The organism is Nocardioides euryhalodurans (assembly GCF_004564375.1).
In the GTDB taxonomy this organism is placed as follows: Bacteria; Actinomycetota; Actinomycetes; order Propionibacteriales; family Nocardioidaceae; genus Nocardioides; species Nocardioides euryhalodurans.
Genome location: NZ_CP038267.1, coordinates 1300496 through 1315662 on the forward strand (window position 1 = coordinate 1300496; position 15167 = coordinate 1315662).

Genomic DNA, 15167 nt, shown 5'->3' on the forward strand with positions numbered 1-15167 from the left:
AACAACTCCGTGGCGTCGTTGGTTATCCGGGACGGATCACACCCTAGACGCGAGCGAGGACACCCCCCAGATGAGTTCGTTCACGATGTACACCACCCCCTGGTGCGGCTACTGCGTGCGGCTGAAGGGCCAGCTGGACCGCGAGGGCATCGAGTTCGACATCGTCGACATCGAGCAGCAGCCGGACGCCGCCGACATCGTGATGGCGGCCAACGGCGGCAACCAGACCGTGCCGACGCTGGTGTTCACCGACGGCACCAGCCAGACCAACCCCTCGGTCTCGCAGGTCAAGCAGAAGCTCGCGGCCCTGGCCTGACCGTCCGGGGCTCGCGCACCGCTGCCGGCGCGCGCCACAGGCGTACGCCGAGCCAGGTCCAGGCCAGGCCGAGCACGACCGTCGACACCTCGAGCAGCGCCTCGTCGACGAGCGCCAGCAGACCTCCCGCAGCCGTGACCGGCACCGTCGCCAGGCCGATCGCGCGAGGGCCCCAGCGTCCGGGCTGATCGGACGGGCGGAGCAGCACGAGCCCGACCACGAGGGCCAGGCCAGCCGTCGTGATCGCCGGGTCGGGCCACCGGTCGAACAGGTCGAGAGCGAGGGCGACCGCTCCGCCGCCGGTCGCCACGACTCCGAGGGCGGTCGCGGTCCGCGACCCGGCCTCGAGCGCCAGCAGCAGCAGGGCGAGGCCGAAGCAGGGCAGGCCCAGCTCCAGCAGCAGCGGGGGCTGGGGCCTCCCGGCGAGGATCATCGCGCCCTTGCCGACCCAGGCAAGGCCGCCGGTCGTCGCCGCGACGGCCGCACACCGCACCACTGCGCCGGCCATGGCCCATCGTGACACCGCGACGACGGCCGCGACAGGGGGTCAGGCCCGGTCAGTCCGAGCCGGGAAGCGGGCCGCCGTACCAGTCGGCGATCAGCGACGACGAGATCGAGACGCCGCGCGGCACCTGCATCTCACCGGCGGCGACGGCGGCCGCGAACTCCTCTCGCGAGAACCACCGCGCGGCCTCGATCTCCGCCCCGTCGACATCGATCTCACGGGTCTCTGCGTGGGCCACGAACCCCAGCATCAGGCTGGCCGGCAGCGGCCAGGGTTGGTTGCCGAAGTACGTCACCTCGCCGACCCGGACGCCGACCTCCTCGTCGACCTCCCGGCGTACGGCGTCCTCGAGCGTCTCGCCCGGCTCGCAGAACCCGGCCAGGGTCGACCAGCGGTCCGCTGGCCAGCGCGGCTGCCGACCGAGCAGGAGCTCCTCGCCGTGGCGCACCGCCATGATCACGGCCGGATCGGTCCGCGGGAACTGCGCGCGGTCGCACCGCGGGCACCGCAGCTCGTGACCCGCCGCCCGCGAGACCAGTGGGGTCGCGCAGCGGGGGCAGAAGCGGGTGGCGTGGTGCCACTCGGCGAGCCCGATCGCGTGGAAGAGCAGCGGGGCCAGCTCGGGACGTCCCGGCAGCGCGGGCAGCAGCCCGCGCAGCGGTACCCACTCCTCGGGGTCGCCCGGCGCCGCCTCCGGCGCCACGATCGAGGCGAACCAGGTCGTCCCGTCGGTCTCGCCCAGCAGCACCCGGGTGCCGTCCGGGGCCTCGGCCGCCGGGACGAGCGGCACCTCCCCGCCGAGGACCCGCAGCCGGGTCCCGGCCACGACCAGGACCCGCGTGGCCGGGTCGGCCCAGCGCTCCTCGAGCCACGCTTCGTCCGTGCGCTGCAGGCCCAGGCGGTTGTGGGCGTGCCGCGAGAGGGCGACGTGGGGCAGCAGCTCGTCGGTCACGTCGATGAGGCTAACGCGCGGCGTCGCCGGTAGTTTCCACCCCTGTGAGCACCCACATCGGCGCCGCACCCGGCGACATCGCACCCACCGTCCTGATGCCCGGCGACCCGCTCCGGGCGAAGTGGATCGCCGAGACCTTCCTCGACGACGCCCGCTGCTACAGCGAGGTGCGCGGGATGTACGGCTTCACGGGCACCTGGCAGGGCCGCCCGGTCTCGGTCCAGGGGTCGGGCATGGGGCAGCCGTCGCTGGCCATCTACGCCAACGAGCTCTTCCGCGACTACGACGTGCAGACCGCCATCCGGGTCGGCTCGTGCGGCGCGCTCACCGAGAAGCTCGCCATCCGGGACCTGGTCATCGCCTCCGGCGCGTGCACCGACTCCTCGATGAACCACATCGCCTTCGAGGGACTCGACTACGCCCCCGTCGCCGACTTCGGGCTGCTCCGCGACGCTGCCGCGGCCGCTCCCGAGGCCCACGTGGGGCTGATCTTCTCCAGCGACTCCTTCTACGCCGCCCGACCCGAGCTGGTCGCGCGGATGGTGGACTACGGGGTGCTGGCCGTCGAAATGGAGGCGAGCGCGCTCTACACGCTGGCCGCGAAGCACGGCCGCCGGGCGCTGGCGATCTGCACCGTCTCCGACCACATCGTCACCGGCGAGGAGACCACCTCTCAGGAGCGGGAGCAGACCTTCGGCCGGATGGTCGAGGTCGCGCTCACGGCGTCGCAGCCGGGCTGACCAGGCCCTCGAGCTCCTCACGACCGGGCAGGGCCTCCGGCTCCACGAGCTCGCCGTGGCGGACGTAGAAGAAGCCGGCGCGGACCCGGTCGAGCGGCACGCCGGTGAGCTCGGCCCACGCCAGGCGGTAGAGGGCGAGCTGGAGCGGGTCGGCGGTGCGCCGGCGGTTGGTCTTCCAGTCGACGACGAGGAAGCTCCCGTCGGGCTCGGCGTAGACGGCGTCGATCCGGCCGCGCACCACCTGGCCGGCCAGCACCAGCGCGAAGGGCGCCTCCACGGCGTGGGGGGCACGGTCGGCGAAAGGCCCTGACTCGAAGGCGGCGACCAGCGCGGCGAGGTCGTCGGCGTCGTCGATCTCGGCGTCGGCGCGTCCGGGGAGCTCGTCGGCGTCGATCAGCTGCTGCTGCCCGAAGCGCGCCTCCACCCAGGCGTGGAAGCGGGTGCCGAAGCGGGCCGCCGGAGCCGGCGGCCTCGGCATCGGCCGGGCCAGGTCGCGGGCGAAGCCCTCGGGGTCGTCCCGCAACCGCGCCAGTGCCGTGGCGGACAGGCTCGACGGCAGGGGTACGTCGACGACGTCGGCCCGGTCGGCCCGCGCCTCGTCGAGCAGCCGCTCGATCGCGTCGTCCCACGCCTGCACCTCCGCCAGCGAGGCGAGGTCGAGCTCGTCGTCGTCGGCGGCCGGGTCGACCTCGCGCACGAGCTCGGAGGCCTCGAGCCGCCGCAGCGCCTCGGCGGTGTGCTCGGTGACCGGCCAGGGCTGCGGCTCGGGACCGATGGCGGCGAGCTCCGCCACCTCGGGCTCCGGCGTCCACGGCTCCGGTGACGCGCCGCGGGCAGCGATCGCCTCCACCACCGCCTGCTGGTAGCGGGAGGGGCCGATCGGCGCCGCGCGGTAGAGGCGCCAGTGGGAGGAGACGCTGAGCAGGCTGCGGGCGCGGGTGACCGCGACGTAGCCGAGCCGGAGCTCCTCGACCGCCTCGTGTTCGCGGCTCCGCTTCTTGAAGTCCTCGAGCCCGGCGCGGGTGCGCTCGGTGAGCTGCGGCAGGTCCACGGCGTCGCCCCGCAGTGGTGAGGGCAGCACCCAGCCCACCGAGGTCCACAGGCTGCGGGAGCGCTCGGTGGGGAACTTCTTCTCGCTGACCCCGACCAGGAACACCGCGTCCCACTCCAGCCCCTTGGCGCGGTGGACGGTCAGCAGCTTCACCGAGTCGGCCTCGGTCGGGGTGGCGACGTCGAGGCCGGTCCCGAGCTCGTCCTCGGCCTCGAGGTAGGCGAGCAAGGACCCGAGGGAGTGGTCGCCGTCGATGGCCTGGAACTCCGCGACGGCCTTCACGAAGAGGTCGAGGTTGTCGCGCCGGGCGGAGGCCGCCGCCGAGGTGGAGGAGGCCAGCTCGACGTCGATGCCGGTGGTGTCGATGATCAGCCGCACCAGGTCGAGCAACGACTCCCCGCCGTGACGACGGAGCATCCGCAGCTCCCCGGAGAGCAGCGCGAACCGCTCCCGCGCGGCCGCGGAGTAGGGGTAGGTGGCGTCACCGGGGTCGTCGATGGCGTCGCAGAGGGACAGGATCTCGGTCGGGTCAGCCCCGGCGACGGCCTGCTCGAGCTCGTCGATGAGCCGCCCGCGGGAGGAGCGCCCCTCGGGGTCGGCGGCCAGGTCGCGGGCGCGACGGCCCAGGATCGCCAGGTCACGCGGCCCGATCGCCCACCGGGGACCCGTGAGGAGGTTGAGCAGGTCGGCGTTGGCGGTCAGGTCGTGGAGCAGGGTGAGCGTCGAGACCACCATCGAGACCTCAGGCAGGCGGAGCAGGCCGTTGAGTCCGACGATCTCGACCGGGATCCCGTCGGCGGTCAGGGCGTCGAAGACCTCGGCCGCCGTGGCGTTGTCACGCGTGAGCACACCGATCCGGCGCCAGGTCCCGGGCTCGCGGGGATCCTCGGGGAGGGCTGCGATGTCCCGCTGGGCGGCGTGCACCTGGCCGGGCAGCCACGCCAGCTCCGCGGCCACGCTCGGGTGGAGGCTGGCGCGCACCTCGCCCGGTGCGGCACCCTCGGCCGGTCGCAGCGGCGTGAGCGGCACGGCGGGGTCGGCGTAGAGCGGCCGCGCGAGGTGGTTGGCCGCCTCCAGGATCGAGGCGTCGGACCGTCGGCTCACCGTGAGCTGGTGGCGCGGGATGTCGGGTGAGCCGTCGGCCCGGGGAAAGGTGCGCCCGACGTGGAGGATGTTGGACACCGACGCTCCGCGCCAGCCGTAGATCGCCTGGTTGGGGTCTCCGACGGCGGTCACGGCGTGACCGCGCCCCTGCCCGGCGTCGGGGCCGGAGAAGAGCGCGCCGAGCAGCATCGACTGCGCGACGGAGGTGTCCTGGTACTCGTCGAGCAGCACGATCCGGAACTTGGCCCGCTCCCCCGCCCCCACGTCGGGGTGCTCGCGGGCGAGCCGGGTGGCGAGCTCGATCTGGTCGGAGAAGTCCATCAGCCCCAGCTCCCGCTTGAGCCGGCGGTAGTCCTCGACGAGCCGGAGCAGCTCGGCGCGTTCGGCGATCTTGTCGAGCACCTTCTGGAGGTCGGCCTTGGCCTTCTCCGTCGCGAGCGCCGCCTCCATCGCGCGCTGCTCGCGCGCGTCGAACGCCCGGACGTCGTCGGGCGCCACGAGGTGCTCGCTCATCGCGCCGTCGAGGGCCAGCAGGTTGCCGATGACGTGCTTGGGGCTGTCCGTGAGGAGCTGGACCTCGTGGGTGTGGCGAGCCACGGCGCGTCCGGCGAGCTGGTAGCGGGAGGCGTCGGCCATCACCCGGGTGTCGGGCTCGTGGCCGATCCGCAGGCCCTGCTCGGTGAGCAGGGAGGCTGCGTAGGCGTTGTAGGTCGCCACGGTCGGCTCGAGCCGCTCCTCGTCCTCGGTGGCGACCTCGGGCAGCAGCCCGGCCCGGGAGAGCGCGACCCGGATGTCGATGGCGAGCTCGCCGGCGGCCTTGGACGTGAAGGTGAGGCCCAGCACCTCGTCGGCGCGCACCTGGCCGGTGGCGACGAGGTAGACGACCCGGGCCGCCATCAGCGTCGTCTTGCCGGACCCGGCGCCGGCGATCACGACCGTCGGCTCCAACGGCGCGCTGACGGCCGGCCACTGCTCCTCGCTGACGGGGAACCTGGCCTGCATCACCGCCTGCAGGTCGGCGGGGGTATGGATCTCGACGGGGGTCACGACAGCACCGTCCCGGACTGCTGGGCGGGGCAGAGCAGCTGGAAGTCGCAGTGGTCGCAGACCTTGCCGGGGCGGACCTCGAGGGCCTCCTTGCGGACCACCTGCACCGCGGCCATCAGCTGCTCCTCGATCGGGAGGGTGCCCGACTCCCCTGGCCGCTGGGGCTCCTGCGACTGCACCTTGAGGGCCTTGGTCCCCTTGCGCAGCTGCCAGAGCTCGGCGCCTCCCGCCTCCGCGCCGGGGCCGAGGCGGTCGGCGAAGCCGCCGTGGTCGACGGCGTACTGGTAGAGGCCGAGCTGCGGGTGCTCGACCATCTCCTTGTCGGGCAGGGGGTACTTGCCGGTCTTGAGGTCGATGACGACGACCCGGCCGTCGGTGTCGACCTCGAGCCGATCGGCGCGGCCTCGCAGGAGCACCTGCTCGCCGTCGGGGAGCACCACCTCCGCCCGGAAGTCGGCCTCGGACGCGACGACGCTGCGGCCCCGCTCCAGCCGGTGCCAGTCGAGGAACCGGGCGAGCGCGGCCCGCACCTGCTCGCGCTCGCGCGTGGCCGACCAGGGAGTGCGGAACGTCAGCTGCCGCCAGACGTCGTCGACCAGGCCCATCAGGCCGTCGACGGGGTCGCCCGCGCCGGGGTCGAGCACCACCCCGGTGTCGTCGCCGAGGTCGGCTCGGGTCACGCCGTCGGCGATGGCGTGGACGACGTTTCCGAAGCCCTGCGAGGCGCTGGTGGCGCGCGCTCCGCCTGCCTCGCGCTCGAGGAACCACTTGGCCGGGCACTCGGTGATCGAGGAGAGCATGCTGGCGGTCACCGGCACCGGACGCCCGGGAGCGACCAGAGGGCGGTCGCTGGCGGTCAGGGCGCGGGTGCCCCACCAGGTCGCCGGGTCGGCCGCCGGCACGAGCGAGCGGTCGCCGATCCGCTCGGTCGCGAGCCGGGCCAGGCGTCGCGCGGCCGCCAGGCGCAGGGGCTCGGCGGTCGCCGGGTCGGAGACCGTACGCCGCAGCTCGGCGACCAGCCCGGCCAACGACAGCGGGCGGCGCGGGCGGCCGGACTCGTGACGGATGCGCCGCTCGTCGCCGGGCGGGAAGAGCTCGGCCAGGAACCGGGACGGCTGCTCGCCGTCGTCGTCGGGCGAGGCCACCGCGGTCACCAGCAGTGTCCGTCGGGCCCGGGTGCAGGCGACGTAGAAGAGCCGCCGCTCCTCGGTGAGCATCGCCCGCGTCGAGACCGGGGGCACCAGCCCGTCCCCGCCGAGCCGGTCGGGCGCCAGCAGCGAGGCCCGGCGCCGGAGGTCGGGCCACGCCTCCTCCTGGACGTGGGCGACGACCACCAGGTCCCACTCCAGGCCCTTGGCGCGGTGGGCGGTCAGCAGCCGGACCGCGTCACCGCGGACGCCCTCCTCGGCGAGCGTGTCACCGGGGATCTGCTGGGCGCGCAGGGTCGCCAGGAACTCGCCCACGGCCCGGTGGCCCCGCTGCTCGTCGGCGCGCGCCGCGGCCTCGAACAGCGCACCGACGGCGTCGAGGTCGCGGTGGGCCAGCCGCGCCCCCTGGCCCCCGGCCTCGACGCGGGACCGGAGCAGTCGCGGCCAGCTCGTGCCGTCCCACAGCGTCCAGAGGACGCCCTCGGCGGTGCCGTCGCCCTCGAGCACCTCCCGCGCCCGCACCAGCAGCCGGGCGAAGGAGGCGGTGCGGGCGACGGCCTCGCCGGTCAGGCCCTCGAGCAGGGCGGGGTCGAGCACGGCGGCCCTGACCAGGGCGTCGGAGGGTCGCGGGACCCGCTCCTCGGCGGCCGCCACGGCCTTCTCGCGGAGCCGGGCCTGCCGCGCCAGGGCCCGCAGCTCGGTCGCGTCGAGGCCGACGAGCGGCGAGGTGAGCAGACCGCTCACGGTCGGGGCGTCGACGTGGTGGGGCGAGGCGGGGTCGTCGATCCCGCGGTGGACGACGAGCCGCAGGGCGGTCAGCAGCGGCTGGACGGCCGGCTCCTGGCCGAGCGGGAGGTCGTCGGCCGCGACCTCGACGGGCACACCCGCCGCGGCCAGCGAGCGGCGTACGGCGGGGAGGACCGAGCGGCCGGAGCGGACCAGCACCGCCATCTGCGACCACGGCAGGCCGTCCTCGAGGTGGGCCCGGCGGAGCCGGTCGGCGAGGTGCTCGGCCTCGGCACGGGCGGTGTCGTAGGTGACCACCTCGACGCCGTCGCCCGGCCGGTCCTCGGCTGCGGCCTCGGGGCGTGCGAACGCCTCGCGGACCTCGGGCGGGATGCTGCCGGGGAGCGAGAGCCGGCCCGCGACCCGCTGGGAGGCCAGCAGCAGCCGGGGACCGAAGCGTCGGGTGGTGCGCAGGGCGACCACGTCGGCGGGTCGACCGTCGGCGTGGGGGAACTCGGTCGGGAACTCGAGGATGCCGCGCACGTCGGCGCCGCGGAAGGCGTAGATCGACTGGTGGGGGTCGCCCACGACCGTGAGGTCGCGGCCGTCGCCGGCGAGCGCCCGGAGCAGGCGGACCTGGCTGGGGTCGGTGTCCTGGTACTCGTCCACGAGGACGTGCGCGAACCGGGCCCGCAGCTCCGCGCGGTGCTCCTCGGCGTCGAGCACGGCGCGCTGGATCAGGTCGGCGTAGTCGGTGGCGCCCTGCAGGTCGAGGTTGAGGAGGTACTGGTCGAGGAACAGGCCCGCGGCCTCGAACTCGGCCACGCCCTCCTCCCGGCCGATGCGGCGCAGCTCCTCGGGGCCGAGCCCCTTCTCGCGGGCGCGCGCCAGGACGTCGAGCACCTCGCGCGCGAAGCCGCGGGTGCCGACCGCCTCCCGCAGCGTGTCGGGCCAGCGCACCGACTCGGGGGCGTGGGTCAGGAGGTCCTGGAGCACCACGTCCTGCTCGGGGGCGCTGAGCAGCCGCAGCGGCGTGGCATAGAGCTCCGGCGGCGCGAAGCGCCGGATCAGGCCGAACGCGAAGGAGTGGAAGGTCGAGCTCATCGACGTCGAGACGGTCCGCCCGACCCGCGCGGTCACCCGGTCGCGCAGCTGCTCGGCGGCCTTGCGGGAGAACGTCAGGGCCAGGATCGACGCCGGGTCGGCCCCGTCGTCGATGCGCCGCGCGATCGCCTCGACCAGGGTCGTGGTCTTGCCCGTCCCGGGGCCGGCCAGCACCAGCAGCGGCCCGCCGGGGTGGTCGACGACCGCCTGCTGGTGCTCGTCGAGCACCGGGCGCGCGGCAGCCACGCGCTCGGTCACCAGCCGGTAGGTCGTCATGGGTCCACCCCATCATGCGGCACCGACACGGGGGCCGTGGCCGCACCGGTCGCGGTCGGGTGTGTGTCGTGGCACGCTGGACGGAGAGGAGGCGAGAGCCATGTCCGAGACCACCGAGTCCGTCACCGTCCTGCAACGCGCGCTCGACCAGGCCGGGGACCTGGTCGCCGCCGTCCACGAGGGCCAGCTCGACCGTCCGACGCCCTGCACGGACTGGGACGTGCGCCGGCTGGCGACGCACCTGCTCGCCGCGCCGCGGAAGTTCCTCGCGGCAGCCCAGGGGCAGGACGTCGACTGGTCGACCGACCCGGCCCCTCCGGAGTCCGGGTGGGCCGAGGCGTTCCGCGAGGCCGCCGACGACCTCGTGCACCACTGGCACCAGCAGGACGAGAGCGCCGGGTCGGCCGACTGGATGACGGCCGAGTTCGCCGTCCACGGCTGGGACCTCGCCCGCGGGCTCGGCCGGCCGAGCTCCGGCCTGGACCCCGACGTCGCGGAGCGCGCGCTGGCGTTCATGTCGCAGGGCCTCACGCCGGAGAACCGGGGCGACGTCTTCGCCCCCGAGCAGCCCGCACCCGAGGGCGCCGGCCCCTACGAGCGGCTGGCGGCGTACGCCGGGCGCCCGGTCGACTGAGGAACCAGCCGTCCTCCGCCGGCTCAGCCGAGGTCGACGATGGCGGCCACCGGCCCGCCGCCCTCCGGCCCCTGGTGGGCTGCCGACACGGACACGAAGACGGCCGGGTCACCGGTGACGGCCGCCGTGACGCCGCCGACGGCAGCCTTGATCTGGCGGTGCCAGTGGACGTCGGAGTCGTCGAGCATGGCGTTGCGCCGGCCGCGCACCTCGCCGTCCTGGGACGCCTCGCACTTGAGGAACAGGTTGACTAGCCGGCCGTCGAGGTCGGTGTGGTGCGGCCGCTCCGGCAGGTCGAGGCCGGCGTCGCGGATCGCCTCCCAGAGGCCGTCCTGGTCGAGGGCGTCCTTCATCACCGAGTGCCCGATCCGGTAGCGACCGCCGACGCCGGGTGCGTTGCCGACGACGACCACCTGGGCCCGGTCGAGCTCGACGCCGCTCGAGCACGACGCGACGGACGAGAACAGCGTGCGGTCCTTGAGCACCTGCTCGTCGGTCGGCATGTCGATCTCGCCGAGCGCGACCGCGATCCCGAGGGCGGTGCCGCCGTTGGAGACGTCCATCGAGTACAGCGTGTCCTCCGTGAAGACCGTCTCCCCCCGCGACTTGGCGTCCGCGATGGTGCCGAGGGTCAGCAGCGGGGTCTTGGTCTGCACGTAGTGGACGTCGCCGGCGTCCTGGATCCCCGCCCGCTCCATCGCGACCTTCACGGCGTCGGCGACCTTGGTGACCATCGCGGTGCGCCCGATGTCCTCGGGCAGCAGCTGCTCGCTCATGGCGAAGCCGACCGTGAGGCGCGGCTCGTCGCTCGGGACGACGTCCTCGTCGGGCACGGTCGCGAAGATCGTCGCGTGGGGGCTGATCACCCCGTCGGTGCCGCCGGACCACACGATCGGCACCTGCTGCACGGCCTCGGGGTCGGCGCCCTTCTCGACCAGCGCCTCGCGGAAGGCGCGGTCCGCGATGATCCGGGTGTAGTCGTTGACCCCGCCGTTGCCCTCGGTCTTGCCGATGATGGCGATCACCCGGTCGGCCGCGAGCACCCCCTCGTCGATGAGCTTCGTCAGCTCCGAGGCGTCCGCCACGGAGTGGATCGGCACCTTGCGGACCTCGATGGCACTGGGCATCAGCTGGTTCCTCTCGGGTTGGGGGTCAGGGTCGGTCGGGCACGACGACGCTGCCGGTCTCGCCGGCGACGGCGTCGATGATCTGGTCGATGGTCGTGATGACGGCGCGGAGGCCGCCGTGCTCGACGAACCTGCAGGCAGCCTCCACCTTGGGCCCCATCGAGCCGCTCGCGAAGTGCCCCTCCGCCAGGTGGCCCCGCATCTCGGACACCGTCACGCGACCGATCGGCTCGGCGTCGGGCTGTCCGTACCGCAGCACCGCGGAGGGTACGTCGGTCGCGACGACGAGCACCTCGGCGTCGACGGTGACCGCGAGCAGCGCGGCGCCGAGGTCCTTGTCGATCACGGCTTCGATCCCGCGCAGCCCGTCGGCCCCACGGACGACGGGCACCCCGCCGCCCCCGTTGGCGACGACGACGTACCCGGCTGCCACCAGGGTGTGGACCGCGCCGGCCTCGAGGATCTCGCGCGGCTCGGGGGACGCCACGATGCGGCGCCACCCCTTCGGGCCTCGGTCCTCCCACACCTGGCCGTGGTCCATGAGAGCGCGCGCCTCCCCCTCGGGCAGGTGGCGCCCGATCGGCTTGGACGGCCGGTGCAGCCCGGGGTCGTCGGCGCCCACGAGGGCCCGCGTCACCAGCGTCGCGGTGGGGCGTGCGATCCCGCGCCGGGCGAGCTCGTTGTCGAGGGCGTTCATGAGCGTGAAGCCGAGCGTGGCCTGGGTCTGGGCGCCGCACCAGTCCAGCGGCACGGGCGGCACGACGGCCGCGGCGATCTCGTTCTTCACCAGCAGGTTGCCGACCTGGGGACCGTTGCCGTGCGTGATGACGACATCGGCACCTGCCTCGATCAGCTCCGCCACGGCCCGCATCGCGACCGCGGCCGCCGCCTGCTGGTCCTCGACACGTGCGCGGCCCTCGGCGTTGGTCATGGCGTTGCCACCCAGCGCCAGCAGGACCCTCATGCGGTGAATCTAGTGACCGGGCCGGTGCCCCACACCAGCAACAGCGGCCAACGCGCGGCCGTGCTGCTGGCAGTTGTTGCCAACAGGCGTGCCTGGTCCGCTCCGCGACTCAGGAGTCGGCGCCACGCCCGATGGCGGCGTACCACTCGGCGAGCCGGCCGTCCCGGCTCACCCGCCGCAGCCGCCGCTCGATCTCCGAGCGGTGCACGCGCGCGCTCGCGACCAGGGCGTGGTCGCCGGCGCGCAGGGCGGTCCGCTCGTTCGGGACGAAGAGCTCGCCCTCCCGCAGCAGCAGGGACAGCACCGCCCCGCGGGGCAGCCGGAGCTCACGCACCTCGACCCCCGCGAGCCGTGACTCCGCCGGCACGGTGAACTGCAGCAGCATCGCGTCGAGGTCGTCGAGCGGTGCGGAGTCGATCCCGACGTCACGGGCGTTGACCGGTTCGGCGGCACCGGTGACCCGGGCGACCCACGGCAGGGTCGGCCCCTGCAGCAGCGTGAAGAGGACCACCAGGAGGAACACCACGTCGAAGATCCGTTCCGCGCCGGGGAGCCCGACGCTCATCGGGATCGTCGCGAGCACGATCGGCACCGCTCCGCGCAGGCCGGCCCAGCTGACGAACGCCTGGTCGCGCCAGGCCATCCCGAACGGGGTCGCGCACACCGCCACCGACAACGGCCGTGCGACGAGCGTGAGGGCCGCCCCCACGACCAGCGCGGTCGGCAGCGCCTCCAGCAACCGGTCCGGGCTGGCCAGCAGCCCGAGCAGCACGAAGAGGCCGATCTGCGCCAGCCACGCCAGGCCCTCCACGAAGCTGTCGGTGGCGCGGCGGTGGGGCAGGTGCGCGTTGCCGAGCACCAGCCCGGCGACGTAGATCGCCATCAGCGGGCTCGCCCCCGCCAGCCCCGCCGTGGCGAAGGCCAGGAACGCGATCGCCAGCGTCGCCAACGGGTAGAGCCCCGAGGCGGGCAGGGCGCTGCGCGCCAGCAGGCGTACGCCGGCCGCCGCCACCAGGCCGCCCACCAGCACGCCGGCGAGCAGCTGGTAGCCGATCTCGCCGGCGATGCCGACGACCCCGGTGCGGTCCCACGCGTCGGAGGTCACCACCGTGACCAGGATGATCACCGGCGGGTCGTTGAAGCCCGACTCCGCCTCCACCGTCGCACGCAGCCGCCCGCGGATCGGCAGCTGGCGCAGCACCGAGAAGACCGCTGCCGCGTCCGTGGACGAGGCGACTGCCCCGAGCACGATCGCGGTGCGGACGTCGACGTCGAGCACCAGCCAGACCAGTCCGCTGGTGACCGCCACGCTCACGAACACCCCGACCGTGGCGAGCACCGCCGCGAGCGGGGCGACCGGCCGGATCACCGACCACTGGGTCGTGAAGCCTCCCTCGGCAAGGATCACGGCGAGCGCGAACGTGCCGAGGACCTGGGTCAGGTCGGCGTCCTCGAAGGGCAGCCCGATGCCGGACTCCCCCAGCGCCAGCCCGATCGCGAGGTACACCAGGAGGCTCGGCAGTCCCGCCCGCGTGGACACGCGGACCGCCGCGACCGCGGCGAGCAGCACGGCCGAGCCCACGAGGACGACCGAGCTGAGGTCAGCGGGCTCCATCGGCCCGTACCGCTGCGTGGACCGCGAGCGGGGCGAGGAGGGCGGCAGTCGGACTGTGGTGCACACCCGGGGGGGTCTGCCCGACCATCGGCCACCTCCTCACCCCGCTCGACCGGCACCTCCGAGTCTGCTGGCAGGAACCGCCGCAGCCCATGGGGACCGCCACCCATCTCGCCCGAGGTGACACCACCTCCGGCGATCAGGGACGCTGTCGGGGTGCACCCCCTGCAGCGGCTCTCCCGGCTCCCGCTCTACTGGCAGGTGCTGCTCATCAACGGGGCCGTCTTCGCGCTCGGCGCGGTGGCGCTGCTGCTCTCGCCGGCGACCGTCTCGCGTCAGGTGCTCGTCTCCGAGGCGGTCGTCCTCGTCGGCGGCCTCGCGCTGGTGCTGGTCGTCAACGCGCTGCTGCTGCGCCGGAGCCTGGCTCCCGTGGACCGGGTGGTCCGCGAGATGCAGGTCGTCGAGCTGCACGACGGGCAGCGGCTCACCACGCCGGCCACCGGACCGGGTGCGCGTCTGGTGGGGAGCTACAACGCCATGCTCGACCGGCTGGAGGCCGAGCGGAGCGCAAGCAACGCCCGCGCCCTCGCCGCCCAGGAGGCCGAGCGGCACCGGATCGCCCAGGAGCTGCACGACCAGGTCGGTCAGGACCTCACCGTGGTGCTGCTGGGGCTCAAGCAGCTGGCCGCACGCGCTCCCGCCGAGCTGGTCGAGGAGCTGGAGCTGCTGCGCGACAGCGCGCGCACCGGCCTCGACGACGTACGCCGGGTGGCGCGCGAGCTGCGTCCCGGGGTGCTCGCGGACCTCGGGCTCGGCAGCGCCCTGGCCGCGCTCTGCTCGGACTTCACCGCCCACGGTGGCCTCCCGGTCAGGCGGACCATCGCCCCGGGCCTCCCCGACCTCGGCCCGGAGCGCGAGCTGGTCGTCTACCGCGTCGCCCAGGAGGCGCTGACCAACGCCGCGCGGCACGCCCGAGGTGCCACCGAGGTCACGCTGTCGCTGGCCAGGGTGGGTGGCAACGCGCTGCTCGAGGTCACCGACGACGGCCGCGGCGCCACCGCCGTCGTCCCCGGCTCGGGCGTGCGCGGGATGCGCGAGCGGGCCGTGCTCGTCGGGGCCACCGTCTCCGTCGACGGCGGCCCGGCCGGTACCACCGTCCGGCTGGTCGTCCCGCTCCCGGAGGTCGCCCCGTGATCCGCGTGCTGCTCGCCGACGACCATCGCCTCGTACGCCGCGGGGTGCGCCTGATCCTGGAGCAGGAGCCGGACATCGAGGTGGTGGCCGAGGCCGGCGACGGCGCGGAGGCGGTCGAGCTGCTCCGCCGGACCGAGGTGGACCTGGCGATCCTCGACATCGCGATGCCTCGCACCACCGGGTTGCAGGCCGCCCGCGAGATCGCCCGGCACCGCACCCCGCCGCGGGTGCTGATGCTGTCGATGCACGACAACGAGCAGTACTTCTTCTCGGCGCTGCGGGCCGGCGCCAGCGGCTACGTGCTCAAGTCGGTCGCCGACGAGGACCTCGTCGCAGCGGTGCGGGCGGCCATGCGCGGCGAGGCCTTCGTCTACCCCGGCGCGATGGGCGCGCTGGCGCGGGACTACCTCGACCGGCTGCGGCGCGGCGAGCGGGTGCCCGAGACGGTGCTGACCGAGCGCGAGGACGAGGTGCTCAAGCTGGTCGCCGAGGGCATGTCCTCGCGCGAGATCGCCCGGGCGCTCACCATCAGCCCGCGGACCGTGGAGCGGCACCGCGAGAACATCCTCGCCAAGCTGGGCATGCGGGACCGGACGCAGCTGACGCGGTATGCGATCCGGGCGGGGTTGATCGAGCCGTAACGGCGTGGGTGTCGTCTTCCCCG

General features: G+C 74.3%; 12 protein-coding genes. 5 read left to right on the forward strand and 7 right to left on the reverse strand.

What is annotated here, in order from left to right; translation table 11 throughout:
• Window positions 1-70 precede the first annotated feature (70 nt).
• Complete coding sequence (locus EXE57_RS06105) at window positions 71-316, forward strand: mycoredoxin (RefSeq protein WP_135075089.1); 246 nt, start codon at window positions 71-73, stop codon at window positions 314-316.
• Here EXE57_RS06105 and EXE57_RS06110 read toward each other — a convergent pair.
• Both EXE57_RS06110 and nudC read right to left on the reverse strand, forming a co-directional pair.
• Complete coding sequence (locus EXE57_RS06110; RefSeq protein WP_135075092.1) at window positions 288-824, reverse strand: hypothetical protein; 537 nt, start codon at window positions 822-824, stop codon at window positions 288-290. The genes EXE57_RS06105 and EXE57_RS06110 overlap by 29 nt on opposite strands.
• Before the next feature lie 49 nt (window positions 825-873).
• The gene (gene nudC / locus EXE57_RS06115; protein ID WP_244247015.1) at window positions 874-1773 is read right to left on the reverse strand and encodes an NAD(+) diphosphatase; all 900 of its coding nucleotides are present in this window, start codon (window positions 1771-1773) and stop codon (window positions 874-876) included.
• 44 nt (window positions 1774-1817) lie between these two features.
• Here nudC and deoD point away from each other — a divergent pair, with 44 nt between their 5' ends.
• Entirely contained in the window at window positions 1818-2513 is a 696-nt protein-coding gene (gene deoD / locus EXE57_RS06120; RefSeq protein ID WP_135075095.1) for a purine-nucleoside phosphorylase, read from the forward strand.
• On the opposite strand, the gene EXE57_RS06125 is transcribed toward deoD, so the two are convergent.
• Window positions 2491-5715, reverse strand: coding sequence for an ATP-dependent DNA helicase (locus EXE57_RS06125; RefSeq protein WP_244247016.1), 3225 nt, complete (start codon window positions 5713-5715; stop codon window positions 2491-2493). The two genes, deoD and EXE57_RS06125, sit on opposite strands and share 23 nt — an antisense overlap.
• The gene (locus EXE57_RS06130; protein WP_135075098.1) at window positions 5712-8969 is read right to left on the reverse strand and encodes an ATP-dependent helicase; all 3258 of its coding nucleotides are present in this window, start codon (window positions 8967-8969) and stop codon (window positions 5712-5714) included. Before EXE57_RS06130 ends, EXE57_RS06125 begins: the two co-directional genes overlap by 4 nt.
• 100 nt (window positions 8970-9069) lie before the next feature.
• Here EXE57_RS06130 and EXE57_RS06135 point away from each other — a divergent pair, with 100 nt between their 5' ends.
• Window positions 9070-9603 carry a TIGR03086 family metal-binding protein gene (locus tag EXE57_RS06135; protein ID WP_135075101.1) on the forward strand — a complete coding sequence of 178 codons (534 nt, stop codon included), beginning with the start codon at window positions 9070-9072 and terminating at the stop codon, window positions 9601-9603.
• A gap of 23 nt (window positions 9604-9626) precedes the next feature.
• Here EXE57_RS06135 and bar read toward each other — a convergent pair whose 3' ends face one another.
• From bar to EXE57_RS06150, 3 genes are all read right to left on the reverse strand, one after another.
• Complete coding sequence (gene bar, locus EXE57_RS06140) at window positions 9627-10730, reverse strand: barbiturase (RefSeq protein WP_135075104.1); 1104 nt, start codon at window positions 10728-10730, stop codon at window positions 9627-9629.
• Window positions 10731-10755: 25 nt separating this feature from the next.
• Entirely contained in the window at window positions 10756-11694 is a 939-nt protein-coding gene (locus tag EXE57_RS06145; protein WP_135075107.1) for a carbamate kinase, read from the reverse strand.
• A 109-nt stretch (window positions 11695-11803) separates the two neighbouring features.
• Entirely contained in the window at window positions 11804-13309 is a 1506-nt protein-coding gene (locus tag EXE57_RS06150; RefSeq protein ID WP_135075109.1) for a potassium/proton antiporter, read from the reverse strand.
• 216 nt (window positions 13310-13525) lie between these two features.
• Here EXE57_RS06150 and EXE57_RS06155 point away from each other — a divergent pair, with 216 nt between their 5' ends.
• Window positions 13526-14503: a sensor histidine kinase gene (locus tag EXE57_RS06155; RefSeq protein WP_135075111.1), complete on the forward strand. Its 978-nt coding sequence runs from the start codon at window positions 13526-13528 to the stop codon at window positions 14501-14503.
• Window positions 14500-15144, forward strand: coding sequence for a response regulator (locus tag EXE57_RS06160; RefSeq protein WP_135075114.1), 645 nt, complete (start codon window positions 14500-14502; stop codon window positions 15142-15144). Before EXE57_RS06155 ends, EXE57_RS06160 begins: the two co-directional genes overlap by 4 nt.
• Window positions 15145-15167: the final 23 nt, after the last annotated feature.